Origin of the sequence: Micromonospora sp. NPDC005305 (assembly GCF_040607315.1) — a bacterium.
Lineage (GTDB): Bacteria > Actinomycetota > Actinomycetes > Mycobacteriales > Micromonosporaceae > Micromonospora.
Genome location: NZ_JBEXGL010000007.1, coordinates 95574 through 117918 on the forward strand (window position 1 = coordinate 95574; position 22345 = coordinate 117918).

The 22345-nt window shown below is 73.9% G+C and carries 22 protein-coding genes and 1 pseudogene; 15 read left to right on the forward strand and 8 right to left on the reverse strand.

Going from position 1 to position 22345, the window contains the following annotated elements; all coding sequences use genetic code 11:
* Nucleotides 1-70: 70 nt before the first annotated feature.
* Nucleotides 71-969, reverse strand: a pseudogene (locus tag ABZS80_RS14240) (lysophospholipid acyltransferase family protein).
* A complete protein-coding gene (locus tag ABZS80_RS14245) occupies nt 966-1832 on the reverse strand; it encodes a GNAT family N-acyltransferase (RefSeq protein ID WP_355056112.1) in 867 nt (288 codons plus the stop codon). The pseudogene ABZS80_RS14240 and the gene ABZS80_RS14245 overlap by 4 nt, the downstream one beginning before the upstream one ends.
* 175 nt (nt 1833-2007) lie before the next feature.
* Between ABZS80_RS14245 and ABZS80_RS14250 the strand changes: the two genes are divergently transcribed.
* The 5 genes from ABZS80_RS14250 to ABZS80_RS14270 all read left to right on the forward strand — a co-directional run bounded on the left by ABZS80_RS14250 (nt 2008) and on the right by ABZS80_RS14270 (nt 8853).
* Nucleotides 2008-2664, forward strand: coding sequence for a hypothetical protein (locus ABZS80_RS14250; RefSeq protein WP_355056113.1), 657 nt, complete (start codon nt 2008-2010; stop codon nt 2662-2664).
* A 165-nt stretch (nt 2665-2829) separates the two neighbouring features.
* Nucleotides 2830-3768 carry an ATP-binding cassette domain-containing protein gene (locus ABZS80_RS14255; protein ID WP_151463619.1) on the forward strand — a complete coding sequence of 313 codons (939 nt, stop codon included), beginning with the start codon at nt 2830-2832 and terminating at the stop codon, nt 3766-3768.
* Nucleotides 3765-4592 carry an ABC transporter permease gene (locus tag ABZS80_RS14260; RefSeq protein ID WP_151463618.1) on the forward strand — a complete coding sequence of 276 codons (828 nt, stop codon included), beginning with the start codon at nt 3765-3767 and terminating at the stop codon, nt 4590-4592. Before ABZS80_RS14255 ends, ABZS80_RS14260 begins: the two co-directional genes overlap by 4 nt.
* A gap of 256 nt (nt 4593-4848) precedes the next feature.
* Nucleotides 4849-8580 carry a multifunctional oxoglutarate decarboxylase/oxoglutarate dehydrogenase thiamine pyrophosphate-binding subunit/dihydrolipoyllysine-residue succinyltransferase subunit gene (locus ABZS80_RS14265; RefSeq protein WP_355056114.1) on the forward strand — a complete coding sequence of 1244 codons (3732 nt, stop codon included), beginning with the start codon at nt 4849-4851 and terminating at the stop codon, nt 8578-8580.
* 93 nt (nt 8581-8673) lie between these two features.
* On the forward strand, nt 8674-8853 hold the full coding sequence (locus tag ABZS80_RS14270; protein ID WP_151463616.1) for a DUF6104 family protein: 180 nt from the start codon (nt 8674-8676) through the stop codon (nt 8851-8853).
* Between the two features lie 15 nt (nt 8854-8868).
* Here the strand turns inward: ABZS80_RS14270 and ABZS80_RS14275 are convergent, their stop codons facing one another.
* Nucleotides 8869-9453: a TetR family transcriptional regulator gene (locus ABZS80_RS14275; RefSeq protein ID WP_355056115.1), complete on the reverse strand. Its 585-nt coding sequence runs from the start codon at nt 9451-9453 to the stop codon at nt 8869-8871.
* A gap of 49 nt (nt 9454-9502) precedes the next feature.
* Between ABZS80_RS14275 and ABZS80_RS14280 the strand changes: the two genes are divergently transcribed.
* The 3 genes from ABZS80_RS14280 to ABZS80_RS14290 all read left to right on the forward strand — a co-directional run bounded on the left by ABZS80_RS14280 (nt 9503) and on the right by ABZS80_RS14290 (nt 13254).
* Nucleotides 9503-10003: a GNAT family N-acetyltransferase gene (locus ABZS80_RS14280; protein WP_355056116.1), complete on the forward strand. Its 501-nt coding sequence runs from the start codon at nt 9503-9505 to the stop codon at nt 10001-10003.
* 75 nt (nt 10004-10078) lie between these two features.
* A complete protein-coding gene (pta, locus tag ABZS80_RS14285) occupies nt 10079-12145 on the forward strand; it encodes a phosphate acetyltransferase (RefSeq protein WP_355056117.1) in 2067 nt (688 codons plus the stop codon).
* Complete coding sequence (locus tag ABZS80_RS14290; RefSeq protein WP_355056118.1) at nt 12142-13254, forward strand: acetate kinase; 1113 nt, start codon at nt 12142-12144, stop codon at nt 13252-13254. Before pta ends, ABZS80_RS14290 begins: the two co-directional genes overlap by 4 nt.
* Before the next feature lie 88 nt (nt 13255-13342).
* Here ABZS80_RS14290 and ABZS80_RS14295 read toward each other — a convergent pair whose 3' ends face one another.
* Complete coding sequence (locus tag ABZS80_RS14295) at nt 13343-13519, reverse strand: hypothetical protein (protein ID WP_192579884.1); 177 nt, start codon at nt 13517-13519, stop codon at nt 13343-13345.
* A 136-nt stretch (nt 13520-13655) separates the two neighbouring features.
* Between ABZS80_RS14295 and ABZS80_RS14300 the strand changes: the two genes are divergently transcribed.
* The 3 genes from ABZS80_RS14300 to ABZS80_RS14310 all read left to right on the forward strand — a co-directional run bounded on the left by ABZS80_RS14300 (nt 13656) and on the right by ABZS80_RS14310 (nt 16627).
* Entirely contained in the window at nt 13656-14825 is a 1170-nt protein-coding gene (locus ABZS80_RS14300) for an alpha/beta hydrolase (protein WP_355056119.1), read from the forward strand.
* Between the two features lie 242 nt (nt 14826-15067).
* Complete coding sequence (locus tag ABZS80_RS14305) at nt 15068-15595, forward strand: aminoglycoside adenylyltransferase (RefSeq protein WP_355056120.1); 528 nt, start codon at nt 15068-15070, stop codon at nt 15593-15595.
* Nucleotides 15596-15661: 66 nt separating this feature from the next.
* A complete protein-coding gene (locus ABZS80_RS14310; RefSeq protein ID WP_355056121.1) occupies nt 15662-16627 on the forward strand; it encodes a chlorophyllase in 966 nt (321 codons plus the stop codon).
* A 26-nt stretch (nt 16628-16653) separates the two neighbouring features.
* Here the strand turns inward: ABZS80_RS14310 and ABZS80_RS14315 are convergent, their stop codons facing one another.
* The 3 genes from ABZS80_RS14315 to ABZS80_RS14325 form a co-directional block, all read right to left on the reverse strand.
* Nucleotides 16654-17616, reverse strand: a complete 963-nt coding sequence (locus tag ABZS80_RS14315) for a zinc-binding dehydrogenase (protein ID WP_355056122.1) — start codon at nt 17614-17616, stop codon at nt 16654-16656.
* A 75-nt stretch (nt 17617-17691) separates the two neighbouring features.
* Nucleotides 17692-18867 carry an NADP-dependent malic enzyme gene (locus ABZS80_RS14320; RefSeq protein WP_355056123.1) on the reverse strand — a complete coding sequence of 392 codons (1176 nt, stop codon included), beginning with the start codon at nt 18865-18867 and terminating at the stop codon, nt 17692-17694.
* A gap of 140 nt (nt 18868-19007) precedes the next feature.
* Entirely contained in the window at nt 19008-19352 is a 345-nt protein-coding gene (locus tag ABZS80_RS14325) for a S24/S26 family peptidase (RefSeq protein WP_355056124.1), read from the reverse strand.
* Between the two features lie 84 nt (nt 19353-19436).
* On the opposite strand from ABZS80_RS14325, the gene sodN reads away from it, so the two are divergent.
* The 3 genes from sodN (at nt 19437) to ABZS80_RS14340 (ending at nt 20802) form a co-directional block, all read left to right on the forward strand.
* Nucleotides 19437-19841 carry a superoxide dismutase, Ni gene (gene sodN / locus ABZS80_RS14330; protein ID WP_355056125.1) on the forward strand — a complete coding sequence of 135 codons (405 nt, stop codon included), beginning with the start codon at nt 19437-19439 and terminating at the stop codon, nt 19839-19841.
* A 65-nt stretch (nt 19842-19906) separates the two neighbouring features.
* Nucleotides 19907-20362, forward strand: a complete 456-nt coding sequence (locus tag ABZS80_RS14335) for a GNAT family N-acetyltransferase (RefSeq protein ID WP_355056300.1) — start codon at nt 19907-19909, stop codon at nt 20360-20362.
* Between the two features lie 32 nt (nt 20363-20394).
* Nucleotides 20395-20802: an ATP-binding protein gene (locus ABZS80_RS14340; RefSeq protein ID WP_151464169.1), complete on the forward strand. Its 408-nt coding sequence runs from the start codon at nt 20395-20397 to the stop codon at nt 20800-20802.
* Between the two features lie 20 nt (nt 20803-20822).
* Here the strand turns inward: ABZS80_RS14340 and ABZS80_RS14345 are convergent, their stop codons facing one another.
* On the reverse strand, nt 20823-21212 hold the full coding sequence (locus ABZS80_RS14345) for a hypothetical protein (RefSeq protein ID WP_355056126.1): 390 nt from the start codon (nt 21210-21212) through the stop codon (nt 20823-20825).
* Nucleotides 21213-21255: 43 nt separating this feature from the next.
* On the opposite strand from ABZS80_RS14345, the gene ABZS80_RS14350 reads away from it, so the two are divergent.
* Nucleotides 21256-22206 (forward strand): diacylglycerol kinase family protein, encoded by a 951-nt coding sequence (locus tag ABZS80_RS14350; RefSeq protein ID WP_355056127.1) that lies wholly within the window; start codon nt 21256-21258, stop codon nt 22204-22206.
* The last annotated feature ends 139 nt before the right edge of the window (nt 22207-22345 follow it).

Consider the following 22345-nt stretch of genomic DNA (forward strand, 5'->3'; position numbering starts at 1 on the left):
GAGTGACGGGGGAAGCATAACGCGATACATCGCGACTGAACAAGACTGTCGCGACTGTGTCGCGTATGTGTCAGGCCGCCAGGTCCAGCTCCGCCCCCACCGGCGCCACCTGCCGGACCACCCGCGCGCCGGTCGCCGGGCGTCGGGCGGGCGCGCGGACCGGGGTCAGGTGGATCGCCGACTCGGCCGCCCGGGCCAGCAGCCGCCGGTCCGCCCCGGCGGCCGGGTGCAGCGCGGCGGCCACCGTCACGGCCACGCAAGGTCCCGCACGCCCAGCACCCGGCGGACCGACGCCCAGAGCGTCTCCTCGCCGAGGAAGGCGGGCAGCGTGCTCGCGTCGCCCGCGTACCGGTAGGCGAGCCGGAGCGGGACCACCGGCGCGCCCGCGTCCACCGCGGCCTGGAACACCGCCGGGCGGAAGCCCCGGCCGGGCCGGCAGCCGGCGGCCGCGCCGCACCAGGTCGTGCCCTCCGGGAACACCGCCACGGAGTGGCCGGCACGCAGCGCGCCGGCCACCCGGCCGACGGTGGCCGGCAGGTCGCGCGGCCGGGACCGGTCGACGAAGACCGTGCCGGCCGCGGCGGCCAGCGGGCCCAGCACCGGCCAGTCGCGGACCTCCCGCTTCGCCAGCATCCGGGCCGGCGAGACCGCGAGCACCGCGAGGATGTCCAGCCAGGAGACGTGGTTGGCGACCAGCAGCGCCGGCGGGCGCGGCAGCCGGCCCCGCACCGCCAGCCGCACGCCGAGGGCGCGCAGCGTGCCCCGGGCCCAGCCGCGCAGGGCGGCCCGCCGGTCGCGGGCCGGCAGCAGCGGCAGCAGCGCGGCCAAGCCGGCCCCGGCCACCAGCATCCCGAGTATGCCGAGCAGGCGCCCCACCCGGCGCGGCAGCGACACGTCCGGCACGGCCGCCGGCAGGCAGCCCGGCCCGCAGCCCGACGCGGGACGCCAGAGCCCTCCGTCGCCGGTCACGCCGCCCCACCCAGGAAGTGCCGCAGGTAGCGCGGGTTCATCCGGTCCAGGGAGAACAGCACATAGAAGTCGGCGCAGGCGAAGTCCGGGTCGTAGGCCGGCTCCCCGCAGACCCAGGCGCCGAGGCGCAGGTAGCCGCGGAGCAGCGGCGGGACGAGCGCGCGTCGCTCGGCGGGCGACAACTCCAGCTCGGCGCGTCGGTCGCCGCGCCGCGACCCGGAGCCGTCGGGCGACAACTCCGGCCGGCCGGGCCGGGACCCGGAGCCGTCGGGCGACCGGCCGGGGCCGGCGGCGGCCGGCTCGGCGAACCAGGGACGGCGGGGCGTCACGCGCAGCGGCGGCGGGGCCAGGTGCCGCGCGGTGACCTGGGACCACACCTCGGCGGCGGCGATCCCGCCGTCCGCCACCGGCACCGAGGCGCAGCCACCCAGCCACCGGGAGCCGCGCAGGTGCAGGTAGCGGGTGATCCCGGCCCACATCAGGTTGATCACGGCGCCGGAGCGGTGGTCCGGGTGCACGCAGGACCGGCCCGCCTCGACCAGGCCGTCGCGGAGCGGGGCCAGCGGGGTCAGGTCGAACTCGCCGTCGGCGTACCGGCGGTCGGTGCGTCCGGGCGGCAGCAGCCGGTAGGTGCCGACCACCTCGTCGGTGCCCTCGCGCAGCACGACCAGGTGGTCGCAGTGCGCGTCGAACTCGTCGGTGTCGAGCCCGGCGGCCCCCGGGTGCAGGGTGGCGCCGAGTTCGCTGGCGAACACCTCGTGGCGCAGGCGTTGCGCGGCCGCGACCAGGGTCGGGTCGTCGGCGATCAGCAGGGTGTATCCGCTGGTCGTGAGGGGTGCGCCAGCGGCGTGCAGAACGGCCATGGGTATCTGTGTAAGGTGCCCGGGTGCCGGCACCGGGGCTGAGGGGTGTCGATCCGGTGAACGCCGGTCGGCGCTCCGGCACGCCCCTCACCTGCGCCGGGTCGGCACCGGCGTGCGAGGCTGCCCGGGCGGACCGGCGACGAGGGCCGGCCGCCGGAGCCCCGGGAGGTGTCACGTGATCATCGAGTCCCGTTTCCACGGACCGGACGGCTCGGGCAACGGCGGCTGGAGCGCCGGGATCTTCGCCGCCGCGGTGGACGACCGGGGCCCGGTGGAGGTCACGCTGCGCCGGCCGCCGCCGCTGGAGACCCCGCTGACCGCGACGGACGGCGAGGTCCGCGACCCGGACGGTCAGGTGATCGCCCAGGTACGCCGGGTCGAGCCGGTCGACGCCGTGGTCCCGCCGGTGGACCGGCCGACGGCGGAGGCGGCCGCCACGGCGTACCCGGGTCTCGTGGACCATCCCTTCCCCGGCTGCTACGTCTGCGGGCCGGCGAACCCGGCGGGGCTGCGGATCTTCCCGGGCCGGCTGCCGGACGGGCGGACGGCCGCGCCGTTCCGGGCCCCGGCCGAGGTGGTGCCGGCGACCGTGTGGGCGGCGCTGGACTGCCCCGGCGGCTGGGCGGTGATCGCGCCCGGCCGCCCGTACGTCCTGGGCCGGATCGCCGCGCAGGTCACGGCGCTGCCGCGCCCCGGCGACGAGTGCGTGGTGACCGGGGCGATGGTCGGCGGCGCGGGACGCAAGGCCGAGGTGCACTCCAGCCTCTACGGGCCGGACGGCGCGCTGCTCGGGCAGGCGCGGGCCACCTGGATCGCGTTGCCGCCGGCCTGACCTCTCCTCCCTGCGGATGATCCGCTCCTGCCCCCGGGGGAGGAGGGCGTACGCATCCCGCCTGATTGACCCTCTTGCGCCGGGTTGGAAGGCTGTGCACGGCGCCCCCGCAACGGCGCCCCCCACCGGCGTGCGTCGAGCCCGCCGGGGCAGGAGAGGAGAACGATGTCCGACGGGCAGCCAAGCCCCAGTGCCGGGACCGGCCAGATCGTGGTGTCCGGGCTGACGAAGGTATACAAGAACGTCCGGGCGGTGGACAACCTGTCCTTCACCGTCCAGCCGGGGCGGGTCACCGGCTTCCTCGGCCCGAACGGCGCCGGGAAGACGACCACCCTGCGCATGCTGCTCAACCTGGTCACGCCGACCGCGGGTGAGGCCACCATCGGCGGCAGCCGGTACGCCGACCTTCCCGACCCGCTGCGCACGGTGGGCGCGGTCCTGGAGGCGTCCAGCGCGCACAAGGGCCGCACCGGGATCAACCACCTGCGGGTGATCTGCGCGGCGGCGGGCCTGCCCCGCCAGCGGGCCGACGAGGCGCTCGCCCTGGTCGGGCTGACCCCGGCCGCGAAGCGGAAGTTCAAGGGCTACTCGCTGGGCATGAAGCAGCGGCTCGGTATCGCGGCCGCCATGCTCGGTGACCCGCGGGTGCTGATCCTCGACGAGCCGGCCAACGGCCTGGACCCGGAGGGGATCCGCTGGATGCGCGGCTTCCTCAAGGGGCTGGCCACCGAGGGGCGCACGGTGCTGGTCTCCAGCCACCTGCTCTCCGAGATGCAGCTGCTCGCCGACGACGTGGTCATCATCGCGGCCGGCAAGCTGGTCCGGCAGGGCCCGGTCGAGCAGGTGATGGCGTCGATGACGCACGGCGCCCGGGTGCGGGTGCGCACCCCGCAGGCCGACGAGCTGACCGCGGCGCTGCGCGAGCAGGCGGCCACGGTGGACGCCGACGGGCACGGCGCGCTGCTGGTGAGCGGGGCGGACGCGCCGACGGTCGGCCGGGTGGCCCTGGCCGCCAAGGTGGAGCTGCACGAGCTGACCACCGAACGCCCCGACCTCGAAGGGGTCTTCCTGGAGCTGACGGCCGGAAAGGCGGAGATCCGATGAACCTGGTCCGATCCGAGCTCCTCAAGATCCGTTCCACCAACACCTGGTGGATCTTCGCGCTGATCACGGTGCCGCTGTGGGCGCTCGCGCTGCTCTTCAACTGGTTGCAGACCGACGCCCTCACCAGCGGGAACGTGGGCGACGTGCCGGCCGACCAGGCCGACACGTTGCAGGCGGCCGGGGCCGCGGACAACCTGGCGGCCAACCTCTACACCAACGGGCAGTTCTTCGGCCTGCTCATCGTGATGCTGCTCGGCATCGTGGTGGTGACCAGCGAGTTCTTCCACCAGACGGTGACCACCACGTTCCTCACGGCGCCCCACCGCACCGCCGTGATGCTGGCCAAGCTGGCCGCCGCCGGCGTGCTGGCGCTGGTGTTCTGGGTGGGCACCACCGTGCTCAACCTGATCTTCGCGCCGCTGGTCCTCAACGCCACGGACGTCGGCACGCAGCTCGGCAGCGGGGCGGTCTGGCGGGCGATGGCGCTGAACGGGCTGGCCTACCTGCTCTGGTCCGTGCTCGGCGTCGGCCTCGGCGTCCTGATCCGGAGCCAGATCGGGGCCACGGTGACCGGGATCCTGCTCTACCTGGGCGGCACCATCGGCGCCGCCATCGCCATCAGCCTGCTGGCCCAGCGCTTCGGCGACTGGATCAACAAGCTCCAGCTGCTGGTGCCGTCGCTGGCGTCCGGCCTGATGGTGAGCGGCGACACCCAGATTCCCGGCAACCCGCCACGCTGGGCCGGCGCCGCCGTGCTGATCGGTTACGCCGTGCTGACCGGCGTGATCGGCGTGCTGACCATCCGGCGTCGCGACATCTCCTGAGTCGGCTACCCGACACGGCCCCGGCCGGTGACCCTGCGTCACCGGCCGGGGCCGTCGCTGTCTAGCAGGAGTGGAGGGGACACGCAGCGTTTGCCGAACTTCTGGCATCTTCTGTGAAACGGACCACCAGCCGGAGGCGAGAATGCCTGCGTCGATCGCACGGCGTAGCCTGGGACCCGTCTCTCGTGCGCCCGGAGACGGGCCCGGGAGCGCCCGCGTGACATTCACAACCGCGTGAAAGAGGCGATTAGCGGCCGTGTCGACCCAGCAGACTTCGCAGGAGAACCCACTGGCGGGTTTCGGCCCGAACGAGTGGATCGTCGAGGAGATGTACCAGCGCTATCTCGCCGACCCCTCGAGCGTCGACTCGGCCTGGCACGACTTCTTCGCCGACTACCGGCCGGCGCCCGGTGCCGCCACCCCGCGCCCCGAGGCCCAGGCCGCCCCGGCCAAGCCGCCCGTCCGCCCCGAGCCGGCCGAGCAGCAGGAGGCCGTCGCCACGGTCACCCAGCAGCCCGCCGCCAAGCCCGCCCCCGCGAAGCCGGCCGCCAAGCCGGCGGCGAAGGCCCCGGAGCCGGCTCCGGCGAAGAAGGCCGCCCCGGCCAAGCCGGCCGCCAAGGCGCCGACCGCGAGCGCCGCCGGCACCACCCCGCTGCGCGGGATCGCCGCCAAGATCGTGCAGAACATGGACGCCTCGCTCGCCGTGCCGACCGCGACCAGCGTCCGCGCGGTGCCGGCGAAGCTGCTGGTGGACAACCGCATCGTGATCAACAACCACCTGGCCCGCGGCCGCGGCGGCAAGGTGAGCTTCACCCACCTGATCGGCTACGCGCTGGTCCGGGCGCTTGTCGAGCACCCGGAGATGAACAACTCCTTCGCCGAGGTCGACGGCAAGCCCGCGATGGTCCGCCCCGAGCACGTCAACCTGGGCATCGCCATCGACCTGGCCAAGCCGGACGGCTCCCGCAACCTGGTGGTGCCCTCCATCAAGGGCTGCGAGCAGATGGACTTCCGGCAGTTCTGGCAGGCGTACGAGGACGTGGTCCGGCGTGCCCGCCGCAACGAGCTGACCATGGAGGACTACTCCGGCACCACGATCTCGCTGACCAACCCGGGCGGCATCGGCACGGTCCACTCGATCCCGCGCCTCATGCAGGGCCAGAGCGCCATCATCGGCGTCGGCGCCATGGAATATCCGGCGCCCTACCAGGGCATGAGCGAGGCGACCCTGGCCGACCTGGCGGTCAGCAAGATCATCACGCTGACCAGCACGTACGACCACCGGATCATCCAGGGCGCGCAGTCCGGCGAGTTCCTCAAGGTGATGCACGAGCTGCTGCTCGGCGAGCGCGGCTTCTACGACCAGATCTTCACCTCGCTGCGCCTCCCCTACGAGCCGGTGCGCTGGGTGCAGGACGTGGCCGTCGACTCCGAGGGCCAGATCAACAAGACCGCGCGGGTGCACGAGCTGATCCACGCGTACCGGGTGCGCGGCCACCTGATGGCCGACACCGACCCGCTCGAGTTCAAGATCCGCAAGCACCCCGACCTGGACGTCCTCCAGCACGGGCTGACCCTGTGGGACCTGGACCGGGTGTTCCCGGTCAACGGCTTCGCCGGCCGGCAGCGGATGAAGCTGCGCTCGATCCTCGGCGTGCTGCGCGACTCCTACTGCCGCCGCGTCGGCATCGAGTACATGCACATCCAGGACCCGGAGGAGCGGCGCTGGATCCAGGAGCGGGTCGAGCGCAAGTACGAGAAGCCCAGCGCGGAAGAGCAGAAGCACGTGCTCAACCGGCTCAACGCGGCCGAGGCGTTCGAGACCTTCCTCCAGACCAAGTACGTCGGCCAGAAGCGCTTCTCGCTGGAGGGCGGCGAATCGCTGATCCCGCTGCTCGGCGAGGTGCTGGAGTGCTCCGCCGAGGGCGGCCTGGACGAGGTCGTGATCGGCATGGCCCACCGCGGCCGGCTCAACGTGCTGGCCAACATCGTCGGCAAGCCGTACGAGAAGATCTTCTCCGAGTTCGAGGGGCACCTCGACCCGCGCTCCACCCAGGGCTCGGGCGACGTGAAGTACCACCTCGGCCAGAACGGCAAGTTCACCACCCCGGACGGCGCGCACGCGGTCAAGGTGTCGGTGGTGGCGAACCCGTCGCACCTGGAGGCCGTGGACCCGGTGCTGGAGGGCATCGTCCGGGCCAAGCAGGACCGGATCGACCTCAAGCTGGAGGGCTACACCGTGCTGCCGCTGGCGGTGCACGGTGACGCGGCCTTCGCCGGCCAGGGCGTGGTCGCCGAGACCCTCAACCTGTCCCAGCTGCGCGGCTACCGCACCGGCGGCACCGTGCACGTGGTGGTCAACAACCAGGTCGGCTTCACCACCGCCCCGGAATACAGCCGGTCCAGCCTCTACAGCACCGACGTGGCCCGGATGATCCAGGCGCCGATCTTCCACGTCAACGGCGACGACCCCGAGGCCGTCGTCCGGGTGGCCCGGCTCGCCTTCGAGTACCGGCAGGCGTTCAACAAGGACGTCGTGATCGACATGGTCTGCTACCGCCGGCGCGGGCACAACGAGGGCGACGACCCGTCGATGTCCAACCCCCAGATGTACAAGATCATTGACTCGAAGCGGTCGGTCCGGAAGCTCTACACCGAGGAGCTCATCGGGCGGGGCGACATCACCGTGGAGGACGCGGAGGAGCTGCTGCGCGACTACCAGTCGCAGCTGGAGCGGGTCTTCAAGGCCACCCGGGACGCCGCCACCACGCCGCGCCAGCTCAGCCGGCCGCGCCGCGAGGAGGAGCCGGAGCCGCAGGTCGACACCGCCACCGACGCCGCCGTGGTCAAGGCGGTCGGCGAGGCGCACGTCAACCTGCCGGAGGGCTTCACCCCGCACAAGCGGATCCAGCAGCTGCTGGAGCGGCGGCGCAAGATGTCCGTCGAGGGCGGCATCGACTGGGGCTTCGGCGAGATCATCGCGTTCGGCGCGCTGCTGCACGACGGGGTCACCGTCCGGCTCGCCGGGCAGGACTCCCGCCGGGGCACCTTCGTCCAGCGGCACGCGTCGGTGGTCGACGCGAAGACCGGCGACGACTACCTGCCGCTGAAGTCGCTCACCGCCGACGGCGAGCGGTCCCGCTTCTTCGTGCACGACTCGCTGCTCTCCGAATACGCGGCAATGGGCTTCGAGTACGGCTACTCGGTGGAGAACATCAACGCGCTGGTCGCCTGGGAGGCCCAGTTCGGTGACTTCGTCAACGGCGCCCAGTCGGTGATCGACGAGTTCATCTCGTCGGGCGAGGTGAAGTGGGGCCAGCGCTCCGCGGTCACCCTGCTGCTGCCGCACGGCCACGAGGGCCAGGGCCCGGACCACACCTCCGGTCGCCCGGAGCGGTTCCTCCAGCTCTGCGCCGAGGACAACATGCGGGTGGCCATCCCGACCACCCCGGCGAACTACTTCCACCTGCTGCGCCGCCAGGCCCTGTCGCCGAAGCGCAAGCCGTTGGTGGTGTTCACCCCGAAGTCGCTGCTGCGCCACAAGCTCTGCGTGTCGCAGGTGGAGGACTTCACCACGGGCACCTTCCAGCCGGTGCTGGCCGACACCGCCGCCCCGGCGCCGGAGCAGGTGAAGCGGGTGCTGCTCTGCTCGGGCAAGGTCTACTACGACCTGTTCCAGGCCCGGCAGGAGCGGAGCGTGACCGACACGGTGATCCTGCGGATGGAGCAGCTCTACCCGCTGCCCGTCGAGGAGGTCCGGGCCGCCCTGTCGCAGTACCCGAACGCCGAGGACTTCGCCTGGGTCCAGGAGGAGCCGGCCAACCAGGGCGCCTGGTCGTTCGTCGCGCTCAACCTGCTGGAGCACCTGCCCGAGGTCCGACTGCGCCGCATCTCACGCCCGGCCGCCGCCGCCCCGTCGGTCGGCTCGGCGAAGATGCACGAGGTCGAGCAGAACGCGCTGATCGAGGCGGCTCTCCCCCGCCCGTGACCTGACCGCACCGCCGGCACGAGGGGCAGCGACCGCACGACGGCCGCTGCCCTTCGTCGGTGTGGCGGCCCCTTCTCCCGCGAGAGGACGCACATGTACTTCACCGACCGTGGCATCGAGGAACTGGTCCAACGCCGGGGCGACGAGCAGGTCAGCCTGGAGTGGCTCGGCGAGCGGCTCCGTGACTTCGTCGACCTGAACCCGGAGTTCGAGACCCCGATCGAGCGGTTCGCCACCTGGCTGGCGCGGCTGGACGACGAGGACGACGAGTAGGACGCCGCGCCGCGTTCAGCGGGCCGGCGACCCGATCAGGGACAGGTAGCGCTCGACGGCCGCCGTCGCCCGTTCGACGTCGCCGGTGGCCAGCAGGTCGAGCAGGGCGCCGCGCAGCACCGTCAGGCCGAGGGCCGCATCGGTGCCGCCGGCGGTCCCGCCGTCGATCCCGCCGTCGGTCCCGCCCAGCAGCCCGAGCCAGTCCTCCACGGTCTGCCGGGCGAATCCCGCCCACGGCCCGTCCGGCTCGCTCAGCGAGCGGGCGTACGCCTGGACCCAGAGGACCAGCATCGGCCGGTGCGCGGGGTCCACGAGCCAGCCCCAGGTGGCGCGCACCGCGGCGGCGAGGTCGTCGCCGCCGCCCGCCTCCCGGGCCGCCCGGAGCGCGGCCAGCTCGTCGGCCCGGGCCCGGCCGAGCAGGGCACGGATGAGCTGGTCCTTGGAGCCGAACAGGAACAGCAGGACCCGGGGGCTGGACCCGATGGCGGCGGCGAGCGGGCGCAGCGACAGCTCGGCCAGGCCGTGCGCCAGGGCGTACCGGTACGCCTGTTCCAGGAGTTCGTCGCGGCGGGCGCTGCGGGGTCGCTCGTGCTGGCTCACGGCGCTACTCTGCCACTGAAACGACTGTTTCAGTAGTGGAGGGGTGTCGATGAGCGCGGAGATCCTCATTCGTCCGCTGGGCCGTCCCGGCGACCTCGGCTGGGTGGTGCTGGCACACGGCGAGACGTACGCCGCCGAGTTCGGCTGGGACACCAGCTTCGAGGCGCTCGTGGCGCGCATCGTCGCCGACTACGCGGCCGGCCACGACCCGGCCCGCGAGGCCGCCTGGATCGCCGAGGTCGACGGCGAGCGGGCCGGCTGCGTCTTCTGCGTGGCGGCCGACCAGCGGACGGCCCAGCTGCGCATCCTGCTGGTCGACCCGGCGGCCAGGGGACAGCGGCTCGGCGAGCGGCTGGTCGACGAGTGCCTGGCCTTCGCCCGGCGGGCGGGATACGCCCGCATCCGGCTCTGGACCAACCATCCCCTGGTCGCCGCCCGCCGGATCTACCTCTCCCGGGGCTTCCGCCTGGTCGAGGAGGAGACCCACCACAGCTTCGGCGCCGAGCTGACCGGGCAGGTGTACGAGCGGGAGCTGGCACCGGCCGCCTGAGCCGCCGCTGCCGGGGCCCGGATGACGGGCCGGAGGACCCGGGCGAGGCACCCCGCGATCTTGTAGCGTGAGGTCGTGGCGCGCAGCGTGTACCTGACCAGCGTGGGGTCGGGCGGGGGCAAGTCGACGGTCGCGCTCGGGCTGGCCGAGCTGCTGTCCCGGCAGGTCGAACGGATCGGCGCCTTCCGGCCGCTGGTCTCCGGTCAGCGCCCCGACCCGATCCTCGCCCTGCTCACCGAGCGCTACCGGGTGCGGCTGCCGATCGACGAGCTGCACGGCGCGACCTACGCCGAGGCCGCCGCCCTGGTCGCGGACGGCCGCCGGGACGAGCTGATCGCCCGCATCGTGGCCCGCTACCGGGCGGTCGAGCGGCACTGCCCCGCGGTGGTCGTGGTGGGCAGCGACTTCGCCGACGGCGACGGCGCGGGCGCCCGCGAGCTGGCGTTCAACGCCCGGCTGGCGACCGAGTTCAGCAGCGTGGTGGTGCCCGTGGTGGACGGGTTCGGGCAGCCGCCCGAGGCGATCGCGGCCGCGCTGCGCGGGGCGTACCACGACCTGGAGGACCTGGGGGCGACCGTGGTGGCGGTGGTCGCCAACCGCGTCCCCGGGCCGATGACGCTGCCCGAGCTGCCCGTCCCCGCGTACGCCATTCCGGAGGTGCCGACCGTGTCGGCGCCGACGGTGGCGGAGGTCTCGGCGGCGCTCGGCGCCACCCTGCTCGCCGGTGACCAGGCCGCGCTGGATCGCGACGTGCTCGACTACGTGGTCGGCGCCGCGCACGTGCCCACCCTGCTGGACCACTTCACCGACGGGGCGCTGATGATCACCCCGGGCGACCGGGACGACCTGCTCGTGGCGGCGGGCGCCGCGCACGTGGCGGGGCAGGTCTCCCTGGCCGGCCTCGTGCTCACCCTCGGCGAGCAACCCGACCCGCGGGCGATGCGGCTGTTCGAGGCGCTGAACACCGGGCTGGCCGTGCTGTCGGTGACCAGCGACAGCTACGACACGGTCGCGGCGTCCAGCCGCATCGAGGGCCGGCCCAGCGTGGCGAACCCCCGCAAGGTGGAGGCCGCGCTGGGCGCCTTCGAACGCTGCGTGGACACCGCCGACCTGGCCCGCCGGCTGCGGGTCAGCCGGTCCGAGCGGGTCACCCCGCTGATGTTCGAGAACGACCTCATCGACCGGGCCCGGGGGCAGCGCCGCCGGCTGGTGCTGCCCGAGGGCACCGAGGAGCGCATCCTCCGCGCCGCGGAGGTGCTGCTGCGCCGGGGCGTCGCCGACCTGACCCTGCTCGGCCGCCCCGACGAGGTGGCGCGGCGCACCCGCGAGCTGGGGATCGACGTCGGCGACGCGCAGGTGGTCGACCCGGTCGCCAGCGAGTGGCGGGACGAGTTCGCCGCCGTCTACGCGGAGCTGCGCGCGCACCGCGGCGTGACCGTCGAGCTGGCGCACGACATCGTGGCCCAGCCCAACTACTTCGGCACCATGATGGTGCAGACCGGCCGCGCCGACGGCATGGTCTCCGGGGCCACCCACACCACGGCGGCCACCATCCGGCCGGCCTTCGAGATCATCCGGACCGTGCCGGGCGTCTCGGTCGCCTCCAGCGTGTTCTTCATGCTGCTCGCCGACCGCGTGCTGGTCTACGGCGACTGCGCGGTGAACCCCGACCCGGACGCCGCCCAGCTCGCCGACATCGCCGTCTCCTCGGCCGACACGGCCGCCCGGTTCGGCATCGAACCGCGGGTGGCCATGCTGTCCTACTCGACGGGCGACTCCGGCTTCGGGGCCGACGTGGAGAAGGTCGCGGCGGCCACCAAGCTGGTCCGGGAGCGCCGGCCGGAGCTGCTCGTGGAGGGCCCGATCCAGTACGACGCGGCGATCGACCCGCAGGTCGCGGCCACCAAGCTGCCGGACAGCCCGGTGGCGGGGCGGGCCACGGTGTTCATCTTCCCGGACCTGAACACCGGCAACAACACCTACAAGGCGGTGCAGCGCTCGGCCGGCGCGGTGGCGGTCGGCCCGGTCATGCAGGGCCTGCGCCGGCCGGTCAACGACCTGTCCCGGGGGGCCACCGTGCCGGACATCGTCAACACGGTGGCGATCACCGCCATCCAGGCCGCCGCCGGGGAGTCGGAATGAACCGGATCCTGGTCCTCAACTGCGGGTCCTCGTCGGTCAAGTACCGGCTCTACGACGGCGACGAGGTCCGCGACAAGGGCACCGTCGAGCGGGTCGCCGAGCCGGGCGGCGGGCCGGCCGACCACGAGAGCGCGGTGCGGCAGATCATCGAGGGGCTCGACCTGGCGGGGCTGACCGGGGTGGGGCACCGGGTGGTGCACGGCGGGCGTAAGTTCAGCGCGCCGGTGCGGATCGACGACGCGGTGGTCGCGGCCATCGAGGACCTCATCCCGCTCGCACCGCTGCACAACCCGGCGAACCTGGCCGGCATCCGGGTGGCCCGGGAGGCACTGCCGGACACCCCGCAGGTCGCCGTCTTCGACACCGCGTTCCACCACACGCTGCCCGAGGCCGCCGCCACCTACGCCATCGACCGGCAGGTCGCCGAACGGTACGGCGTGCGCCGATACGGCTTCCACGGCACCTCGCACGCGTACGTTTCGCGGCGCACGGCGGAACTGCTCGACCGGCCGTACGGCGAGTTGAACACCATCACCCTGCACCTGGGCAACGGGGCGAGCGCCTGCGCCGTCCAGGGCGGGCGGAGCGTGGCCACCTCGATGGGCATGTCGCCGCTGGAGGGCCTGGTCATGGGCACCCGCAGCGGGGACCTCGACCCGACGATCATCTTCCACCTGCGCCGCGAGGCCGGCATGGGCGTGGACGACATCGACGACCTGCTCAACCACCGCAGCGGCCTGCTCGGGCTCACCGGGGTCAACGACATGCGCGAGGTGCTGGCCCGCCGGGACGCCGGCGACCGAGCCGCCGCGCTCGCGTTCGACGTCTACCGCCGCCGGATCACCGGGTACGTGGGCGCGTACTACGCCCTGCTCGGGCGCGTCGACGCGGTCACCTTCACGGCCGGGGTCGGCGAGCACGCCGCCCCGGTCCGCGCCGCGGTGCTGGCCGGCCTGGACCGGCTCGGCATCGCCGTGGACCCGGCGCGCAACGCCGGCACCGGCGACCGGGTCATCTCCCCCGACGGCGCCGAGGTCACGGTCTGCGTGGTCGCCACGGACGAGGAGCGCGAGATCGCCCGGCAGACCCGGGACGTGCTCGACCTCTGACCGGCATTTCGCCCCGTTGATCATGAGGTTGGCGGCACGAACTCAGGCGACCCGCGCCGTCAACCTCATGGTCAACGCACGAAGGGGATCAGCCCAGGGCCAGCCAGACGATGAGGGCGACCACCACGACGGCGGCGACGCCGATGCCGGCGAACAGCGGCAGCCGGGACGGTGTCCCGGCCGCCGTCGACGCGCTCTCGGGCGAGTCCACGAAGGCACGGAACTGTGCGGTGTTGCCACTCGGGTCGGTGTAGTTCTCAGCCATGGGCGTGACCCTAGCGAAGCCGAGCGACGCGGATGATCCCGCCGGGCCGGTGACGGTCACCCCGGTCCGGGCGGTGGAGGCGCGTCGGCCCGGTCGGCGGGGCCGGACCGGCCGGCCGGCCGCCTACCGTGAGGGGGTGAGGGTGCAGCGGCCGACCGCCGCGCTGCTGGTGGCGCTGGTGGCCGGTTGCGGCCCGGCGGCCGCCGCCCCCGACGACCGGGTCCCGTCCTTCCACCCGGCGCCGCTGCGGCCGTACGCCGTGGGGGTTCGCCAGTTCGTCGTCGATCCCGACGGCCCCCGGCCGCTGCCGGTCACCGTCTGGTACCCGGCGGAGCCCGCCACCCCGGTCCCCGCCACCGCCCGATCGACGCCCGACCCGACCGGCAACACAGTGACCGGCCCCGACCAAGCGGTGACCGGCCCCGACCAACAAGCCGGCCCGACCGACGGCGCAGAGACCGGCCCGACCGACGGCGCAGAGACCGGCCCGACCGACGGCGCGGTGACCGGCCCGACCGACGGCGCGCTGACCCGCCCCGACCAACAACCTGGCCCGACCGACGGCGCAGCGACCGGCTCGACCGACGGCGCCGGGCCGGTTCCGCGGCCCGGCGCGCCGGTGGCGGCCGGGCGGTTCCCGGTGGTCGTCCACAGCCACGGCCTGCGCAGTCTCCCCGAGCTGCACGCCGCGTTGACGACCCGCTGGGCGGCGGCCGGGTTCGTGGTGGCCGCGCCGGCCTACCCGCGGACCAACCTGCGGTCGCGCGACTTCACGCGGGCCGACGTGCGGAACCAGCCCGCCGACGGCTGGCGGCTGATCCGCCACCTGGTCCGCCTCGACGCCCGGCGCGGGGACCCGCTCGCCGGGCACCTCGCGGTGGACCGGTTCGCCGCCGCCGGGCACTCGGCGGGCGGCTTCACCACGGCCGGCATGTTCACCTCGGGGCACTCCGCGCGGCTGCGCGCCGGCATCGTCATGGCCGGCGGCGGGCTGGCCGGCAGCTTCGCCGGCCCGGTGGCGCCCCTGCTCTTCGTGCACGGCGGCGCGGACCCGGTCGTGCCCGAGTCGGTCGGCCGGGCCGCGTACGCCCGCAGCCTCGGGCCGGCCGCCTTCCTGAGCCTCCCCGGGCAGGGCCACGGCGAGTACCTGACCCCGGGCCTCCCCGGGTTCGCGCAGGTCCTCGCCGCCAGCACCGACTTCCTCCGGTGGACCCTCTACGACGACCGGCGCTCGCGGGACCGGCTGCCCGTCGACGCCCGCCTCCCCGGCGTCACCACCCTCACGACGCGCGCCATGCCCGACTGAGCCCGGCGAACCGCGTGATCGACTCCGGCTCGGCGACCTGGCGGTGTCCGACGGCCCCGGACCCCGCCACCTCGCCGAGCCGGAGTCGATCAACCCGCCGGACCGCCGCGACCCGCCGACGTGGTCGGTGGGCACGGGCCAGCGGGCGAGCCCGCGGCGCGACGCGGCGCGGCCGGCCAGCGGGCGAGCCCGCCGCGCGGGGCGGTGCGGCCGGCCGGCGGGCGGGCGGTAGCGTCGCGCGGGTGGACGGGCTGGCCGGGCGGCAACTCGACGCGATCCGCGAGGTGGTCGCGCTGGCCGGCGCGGCCGGGATCGCGGTGTGGCTGCGCGGCGGGTGGGCGATGGACTTCCACCTCGGCGCGGTGAGCCGGCCGCACGTGGACGTCGACTGGTACTGCTGGCGGCGCGACGCCGGCCCGCTGGCGGCCCGGCTCGGCGGGCAGGGCTGGGCTCCCGACCCCCGGATGCCGGTCGAGAAGCAGCTCGACCTCGTCCGGGGTGACGTCGAGCTGAGCTTCGCGTACCTGGACCGGGACCCGGCGGGTCGGGTGGTGGTCGGTGCCGGGCCGTGGACCGGCACGCCGCTGCCGGAGGGGATGCTGGAGGCCCCGCCGGGCCGGATCGGCCCGGACACCGCCCCGGTGATCAGCGTGGCCGCCCAGATCGAGTTCAAGGAGATGTACCCGGTCTGGATGCCCGACCGGCCCCGCCGGGGGAAGGACGCCGCCGACCTGGCCCGGCTGCGGGCGGGGCGGCCGCCGACCGGTTGAGGCGATCGCGTCACCCTGGGTGCGATGCCGGCCGGTCACCCGGGAGCGCGAGGCACAATCGTGTTCATGCGCCGTCGTCCTGCCGCCCTCGTCACCGCTGCCGCCCTGCTCAGCACGGGTCTGGCCGGCTGCTCGGGTGGGTCCGCCCCGGCCGGGCGACCCGCCCCCGACGCCCCGCCGAAGGCCACCACGCCCGCCCCGCGGGTGCCCGCCGGGCACGCCCCCAGCAAGAGCTTCGCCGTCGGCGTACGCCAGTTGAAGCTGAACCGCGACGGCGACCGCCCGCTGCCGGTGACCCTCTGGTACCCGGCGCGGGGCGAGGCCGGTGGCACGCCGGAGCGGTCCGCGCCGGCGGCGGCCGGGCGGTTCCCGGTGGTGCTGTTCAGCCACGGGCTGGGCGGCCGGCCGGAGGACTACCAGGTGCTGCTGACCCGCTGGGCGGCGGCCGGGTTCGTGGTGGCCGCGCCGAAGTTCCCGCACACCGGCGCCGGTGGCGACGGCAACCCGCTCGACGTGCTCAACCAGCCGGCCGACGTGTCGTACGTGCTGACCCAGGTGCTCGCCCTCGACGGGAAGGCGGGCGACCCGCTGCGCGGCCGGCTGGACCCGGAGCGGGTGGCCGCGACCGGGCACAGCGCGGGCGGGGTGACCACGATCGGGCTGTTCACCGCGGGCCGGGACGAGCGCCTGGACGCCGGGATCGTCTTCGCCGGCACCGCGCTCGGTGTCGGCACCGCGTTCGCCGGGGCGGCGGCGCCGCAGCTGTTCGTGCACGGCGAGGCCGACGAGGTGGTGGGTTACGCCGCCGGCAAGGCGGTCTACGACGCGGTGCCGTGGCCGAAGGCGATGCTCAGCCTGCCCGACGGCGACCACGGGCGGGCCCTGCTCGGCGACGGCAAGGCACTGCGGGTGGTCGCCGACACCACCGTCGAGTTCCTCCGCTGGACGCTGTACGGCGACGCGGCGGCGAAGAAGCGGCTCCCGGCCGACGCCGCCCGCGGCGGCGTGGCCACCCTGGACGACCATCTCTGACCGGTCGCCCAGGGTGGCGTCGCCGGTCAGGCGGTGTGGTCGACGACGACCTTGCCGAAGACGTCACCGGAGTGCAGGCGGGCGAACGCCTCCTCGATCCGGCTGAACGGCACCACGCTGTCCACCAGCGGGCGCACCTCGTGCTCGGCGCAGAACGCCAGGAGCTGGGTCAGCTCGTCGGGAGTGCCCATCGAGGTGCCGAGGATCTCGAGCTGCATGGCGAAGACCCGGCGCAGGTTGACCTTGGGCTCGTGGCCGGCGGTGGCGCCGGAGACCACGATCCGGGCCATCGGGGCGGCCGACTTCAGCGAGTGGTCGAAGGTGGCCGCGCCGACCGTCTCGATCACCACGTCGACCCGCTCGGGCAGGCGGGCGCCGGGCTCCAGCGCGGTCGCGCCCAGCTCGGTGATCCGCTCCCGCTTGGCGGCGTCGCGGCTGGTCGCGTACACCCGCTTGCCGAGCGCCACGCCGAGCGCGACGGCCGCGGTGGCGACGCCCCCGCCGGCCCCCTGGACCAGCACGGACTCGCCGTCGCCGACCCGGCCCCGGGTGGTGAGCATCCGCCACGCGGTGAGCCAGGCCGTCGGCAGGCAGGCCGCGTCGGTCGCCGAGAGTCCGTCGGGCAGCGGCAGCAGGTTCACCCGGGGTACGGCCACCCGCTCGGCGAAGGTGCCGGCGAAGTGCTCGGAGAGGATCGAGACCCCGCGCGGGTCGCCCCGGGTGGGCACCACGGGGTAGACGACCACCTCGTTGCCGTCCGGGTCGGTGCCCACCGCGTCGCAGCCGAGGATCATGGGGAGCTGGTCGGCGCTGAGGCCCACCCCGCGCAGCGACCAGAGGTCGTGGTGGTTGAGCGAGCTGGCCCGGACCTGCACGGTGACCCAGTCGTCCTCCGGGTGGGTCGGCTCGGGGCGGTCGCCGACGGTGAGCGCGGCGAGCGGGTTGTCGGCGTCGAAGGCCGAGGCGAAGGCAGCACGCATGATCGGCACCGTAACAAGCTGAGCGCTCGTTCAGAAGGGGACCTTCCCCACAAAAGCCGTGCGGATGGTCCCCTTCCGCGACGTTCAGCGCCGGGCGACCCCGTCGCGGCGGGCCGCCTCGGCGACCGCCTCCGCCACCGCGGGGGCGACCCGCGGGTCGAGCGGGGACGGCACGATGGCCTCCGCCGTCAGCGACTCGGCCACCACGTTGGCGATGGCGTCGGCCGCGGCCACCTTCATCCCGTCGGTGATCCGGGTGGCCCGGGCGTCCAGCGCGCCCCGGAACACGCCGGGGAAGGCCAGCACGTTGTTGATCTGGTTGGGGTAGTCGCTGCGCCCGGTGGCCACGACGGCCACGTGCCGGGCGGCCACCTCGGGGTGCACCTCCGGGGTGGGGTTGGCCAGCGCGAAGACGATGCCGCCCGGCGCCATGCCGGCCACCGCCGCCTCCGGGATCTGCCCGCCGGAGACGCCGACCAGGACGTCCGCGCCGCGCAGCGCCTCGGTGATGTCGCCCTGCCGCCCGTCGGCGTTGGTCGTCTCGGCCAGCTCGGCCTTGGTCCCGGTCAGCTCGCGGTGCCGGCCGATGATGCCCTTGGAGTCGCAGACCACCACCTGGTCCGGGTTGACGCCCCCGGCGACCAGCATCTTCGTCACGGCCACGCCGGCGGCGCCGGCCCCGCTGACGGCCACCCGCAGGTCGCCCAGCTTGCGGTTGAGGAGGGTGGCGGCGTTGCGCAGGGCGGCCAGCACCACGATGGCGGTGCCGTGCTGGTCGTCGTGGAAGACCGGGATGGGAAGCGCCTCGTCCAGCCGGCGCTCCACCTCGAAGCAGCGCGGGGCGCTGATGTCCTCCAGGTTGATCCCGCCGAACGAGGGGGCGAGCGCCCGCACCGTCGCCACGATCTCGTCCACGTCCTGGGTGTCCAGGCAGACCGGCACGGCGTCCACGCCCGCGAACTGCTTGAACAGCACCGCCTTGCCCTCCATCACCGGCAGCGCGGCACGCGGGCCGATGTTGCCCAGGCCGAGTACGGCGGAACCGTCGGTGACCACGGCGACGGTGTGCGACACCCAGGTGTAGTCGTCGGCCAGGTCGGGGTCGGCGGCGATCGCCTCGCAGACCCGGGCCACACCCGGGGTGTACGCGAGGGAGAGGTCCTCCCGGCTGGTGAGCGGCACGGTCGAGGCGACGGCCATCTTGCCGCCGAGGTGCAGCCGGAAGACGGGATCAGCGGGGTCCGGGGTGGACGAAGACATTGGTGACTCCAGGATCTGTCGAGCAGACGGACCGGCCGGCTCGGCACGCGTGGTCAGCGGCCAGCGGGGCGGCGGTGCGGGGGGTCACCCGGGCACTTTCCGAGCATAGTCAGGCATGCCGCACCAGGGTGTGATCGGGGTCATATCCGACGCGGTCCGCCGGTGACCCGCCCGGGACGCGGCCAGTACCGGAGGACCACCCGGCCCCGCACGTCGGCCACCCCGTACGCCCGGGAGTCGTCGGTGACCAGGTCGTTGTCGCCGCGCAGCCACCAACCGCCGTCCTGCCGGCGAACCGCGCGCTTGACCACGAGCAGGTCGGGGCGGCTGCGGAAGACGGCCACCACCACGTCGCCGGGGCGCACCGGGCGGCCCCCGGTCCGCACCAGCACGGCGTCGCCGTGCCGCAGGGTCGGGGCCATGGAGGGGCCGGTGACGAGGACCGGCACGAGCAGCCCGCGCAACTGGTGATCCACCGCACCCATGGGGTTTCACCTCCCGCCCGCCGGGGAGCATCTCCAGGAGTAGTGTCGTCTTGGATCATCGCAAACATCCCATGGAGGACCCTGATGCGCCTTCCCCGCATCCTTACGCCCCGTGTGACCGCCAGTGCGCACTGCGACCTGCCGTGCGGCGTCTACGACCCGGCGCAGGCCCGGATCGAGGCCGAGTCGGTCAAAATGATCTGCGAGAAGTACCAGGCCAACACCGACCCGGAGTACCGCACGCGCGCCATCCTGATCAAGGAGCAGCGGGCGGACCTGGTCAAGCACCACCTGTGGGTGCTCTGGACCGACTACTTCAAGCCGCAGCACTTCGAGAAGTACCCGCACCTGCACCAGCTGTTCAACGAGACCACCAAGCTCGCCGGCTCGGCCGGCGCCAAGGGCAGCATGGACCCGGCGGTCGCCGACCAGCTGCTGCAGAAGATCGACGAGATCTCCAAGATCTTCTGGGAGACCAAGCAGGCGTGAGCCTGCCCGCCCAGGCACCGACGATCCGGCCGGCGCGTCCCGAGGACGTGCCGGCCGTCGTCGCGATGGTGCACGAACTCGCCGACTACGAACGCGCCCCCGAGCAGTGCCACCTCACCGAGGAACAGCTCAGGGCGGCGCTTTTCAGCCCCGCGCCGGCCCTGTTCGGCCACGTCGCCGTGGATTCCGCCGACCAGCCGATCGGTTTCGCCCTCTGGTTCCTCAACTTCTCCACCTGGGAGGGCGTGCACGGCATCTACCTGGAGGACCTGTACGTCCGGCCGGCCGCCCGCGGCACCGGCGCGGGCCGGCTGCTGCTCGCGACCCTCGCCGCGATCTGCGTCGAGCGCGGCTACCGGCGCCTCGAATGGTGGATGATCAACTGGAATCCGGCCGGCCGCTTCTACGCCGCGATCGGCGCCGCCCCGATGGACGAGTGGGTGCCGTACCGGCTGGCCGGCAGCGCGCTGCACGATCTCGCGGCGCAGGCGACGGCCGCCCCCACGCGGGCGGACGCCTGACCGGGTAGAGTCCCGCACCGGGGGGATGAGGCGTGACTCAACTGACCGGCCAGCCGATGACGGACGACGACATCGTGCACCTCACGGTGCCCGCCGACGGCGGCTACCTGGGGGTGCTGCGCACCGCCACCGCCGGTCTCGCGGCCCGGCTCCAGTTCGCCCTCGACGAGATCGAGGACCTGCGCATCGCCGTCGACGAGGCGTGCGCCATGCTGCTCGCCATCGCCACCCGCGACGCCGAGTTGGAGTGCCGCTTCGCGGTCACCGACGACGCGCTCACCGTCGAGGTGACCGTGCCGACCGTGCGGGGCGCCACGCTCCCCTCGGAGTCGTCCTTCGCCTGGAAGGTGCTCACCGCGCTGACCACGGCGGCGAGCGCCCGGGCCGCCGACGGCCGGGCCACCATCTCCCTGCTCACCCGCCGCGCCTCCGGCTACTGACCCTCCCGGCCGGCGCCGCGTCAGTCGAAGCCGAGCGCCCGGTTGGTCGGCGTGCTGACCAGCAGGCCGGTGACGCCGAGGCCGAGCGCCATCAGCGGCACGCCCAGCCAGCCCAGGCCGCCCTGGATCATGTACCAGCCGACCGGCAGCAGCATGAGCTGGAGCACGATGGCCGGGGCCCGGGCCCCGGACCGGCGGCGGGCCAGCGCGGCGCCGAGCGCCCAGAGCGCGACCGCCCCGGCGACCGCGAACGCGGTCACCAGCAGCGCCGAGGTCAGGTCGGTGGTGCGCGCCGTCAGGTCGGACCAGATCAGCCACGCCGCGACCAGGCCGAGCGCCACCGCCTCGGCGCGCAGCAGGAGCACCGCCCAGCGGAGCGTGCCGGGGACCGGCCCGGAGTCGATCGTCACGCGCGACACGATACCCGTGGGTAGGCGCGGTACAGTGCCGCCCATGCGGGCCGTCCTGGTGGTCAATCCGAAGGCCACCACCACCAGCGAGCGCAGCCGGGACGTGCTGGTCCGGGCGTTGCGCAGCGAAGTCGACCTGTCGGTGCGGTACACCCGCCGGCGGGGTCATGCCATGGACCTGGCGCGGGATGCCGCACAGGAGGGCGTCGACCTGGTGGTGACGCTCGGTGGCGACGGCACGGTCAACGAGGTGGTGAACGGCCTGATGGCCGCCGAGCCGCCGACCTTCCGCACCGGGGGGACCCTGGCAGAGCGGCTGCCGGCGCTGGCCACCGTCCCGGGCGGGTCGACCAACGTCTTCGCCCGGGCCCTGGGCCTGCCGCGGGAGTGGCCGGACGGGACCAGCATGATCCTGGAAGGGCTGCGGCTGGGCCGCTCCCGCACCATCGGGCTGGGCCGGGCGGACGACCGCTACTTCACCTTCTGCGCGGGCTTCGGCATCGACGCGGCCGTCATCCAGCGGGTCGAGCGGGCCCGCAAGCGGGGCCGGGTGTCCACGCCGGCGCTCTACTTCCGCTCCACGGTGAGCCAGTACTTCCTCGCCTCGGATCGGCGCCATCCGTCGATCTCGCTGGAGCGCCCGGGGGAGGCGGCCGAGACCGACCTCGGGACGGTCATCATCCAGAACACCGCCCCGTGGACCTACCTGGGCGATCGGGAGATCAACCCGAACCCGGAGGCGTCGTTCGACCTCGGGCTGGACGTGCTCGCGATGCGGCAGCTCAAGGTGGCGAGCACGACACGCACGGTGACCCAGTTCTTTGCCCGGGAACCCGATCCGCACGGCCGGCAGGTGCTCCGGCTGCATGACGTGGCGGAGTTCACCCTGCTCTCGGCCCGTCCGCTGGCCTTCCAGCTCGACGGTGACTACCTCGGCGAGCGGGAAAAAGTCAGATTCGCATCCATCCCTGCCGCACTGAGAGTAATCTGCTAGGTCTCGGGTACTGCCGTCGGTTGACGCGGGCCACCGCAACCGCTTCGTGCGGAGGCCGCCACGCCGAGGGAAGGTGCCGGAAATGTCAGCAACGTCACGCAGACCGTACTATATTGATCCTCGACTGTGGCACGCCGGG

What these genes read in the sequence shown, in the direction of transcription:
- ABZS80_RS14335 (WP_355056300.1), top strand. Translation starts at nt 19,907, where the DNA reads ATGGTGCACGAACTCGCCGACTACGAACGCGCCCCCGAGCAGTGCCAC.
- ABZS80_RS14295 (WP_192579884.1), bottom strand. Translation starts at nt 13,519, where the DNA reads ATGGCTGAGAACTACACCGACCCGAGTGGCAACACCGCACAGTTCCGT.
- ABZS80_RS14350 (WP_355056127.1), top strand. Translation starts at nt 21,256, where the DNA reads ATGCGGGCCGTCCTGGTGGTCAATCCGAAGGCCACCACCACCAGCGAG.
- ABZS80_RS14320 (WP_355056123.1), bottom strand. Translation starts at nt 18,867, where the DNA reads ATGTCTTCGTCCACCCCGGACCCCGCTGATCCCGTCTTCCGGCTGCAC.
- ABZS80_RS14245 (WP_355056112.1), bottom strand. Translation starts at nt 1,832, where the DNA reads ATGGCCGTTCTGCACGCCGCTGGCGCACCCCTCACGACCAGCGGATAC.
- sodN (WP_355056125.1), top strand. Translation starts at nt 19,437, where the DNA reads ATGCGCCTTCCCCGCATCCTTACGCCCCGTGTGACCGCCAGTGCGCAC.
- ABZS80_RS14260 (WP_151463618.1), top strand. Translation starts at nt 3,765, where the DNA reads ATGAACCTGGTCCGATCCGAGCTCCTCAAGATCCGTTCCACCAACACC.
- ABZS80_RS14280 (WP_355056116.1), top strand. Translation starts at nt 9,503, where the DNA reads ATGAGCGCGGAGATCCTCATTCGTCCGCTGGGCCGTCCCGGCGACCTC.
- ABZS80_RS14290 (WP_355056118.1), top strand. Translation starts at nt 12,142, where the DNA reads ATGAACCGGATCCTGGTCCTCAACTGCGGGTCCTCGTCGGTCAAGTAC.
- ABZS80_RS14325 (WP_355056124.1), bottom strand. Translation starts at nt 19,352, where the DNA reads ATGGGTGCGGTGGATCACCAGTTGCGCGGGCTGCTCGTGCCGGTCCTC.
- ABZS80_RS14310 (WP_355056121.1), top strand. Translation starts at nt 15,662, where the DNA reads ATGCGCCGTCGTCCTGCCGCCCTCGTCACCGCTGCCGCCCTGCTCAGC.
- ABZS80_RS14270 (WP_151463616.1), top strand. Translation starts at nt 8,674, where the DNA reads ATGTACTTCACCGACCGTGGCATCGAGGAACTGGTCCAACGCCGGGGC.
- ABZS80_RS14255 (WP_151463619.1), top strand. Translation starts at nt 2,830, where the DNA reads ATGTCCGACGGGCAGCCAAGCCCCAGTGCCGGGACCGGCCAGATCGTG.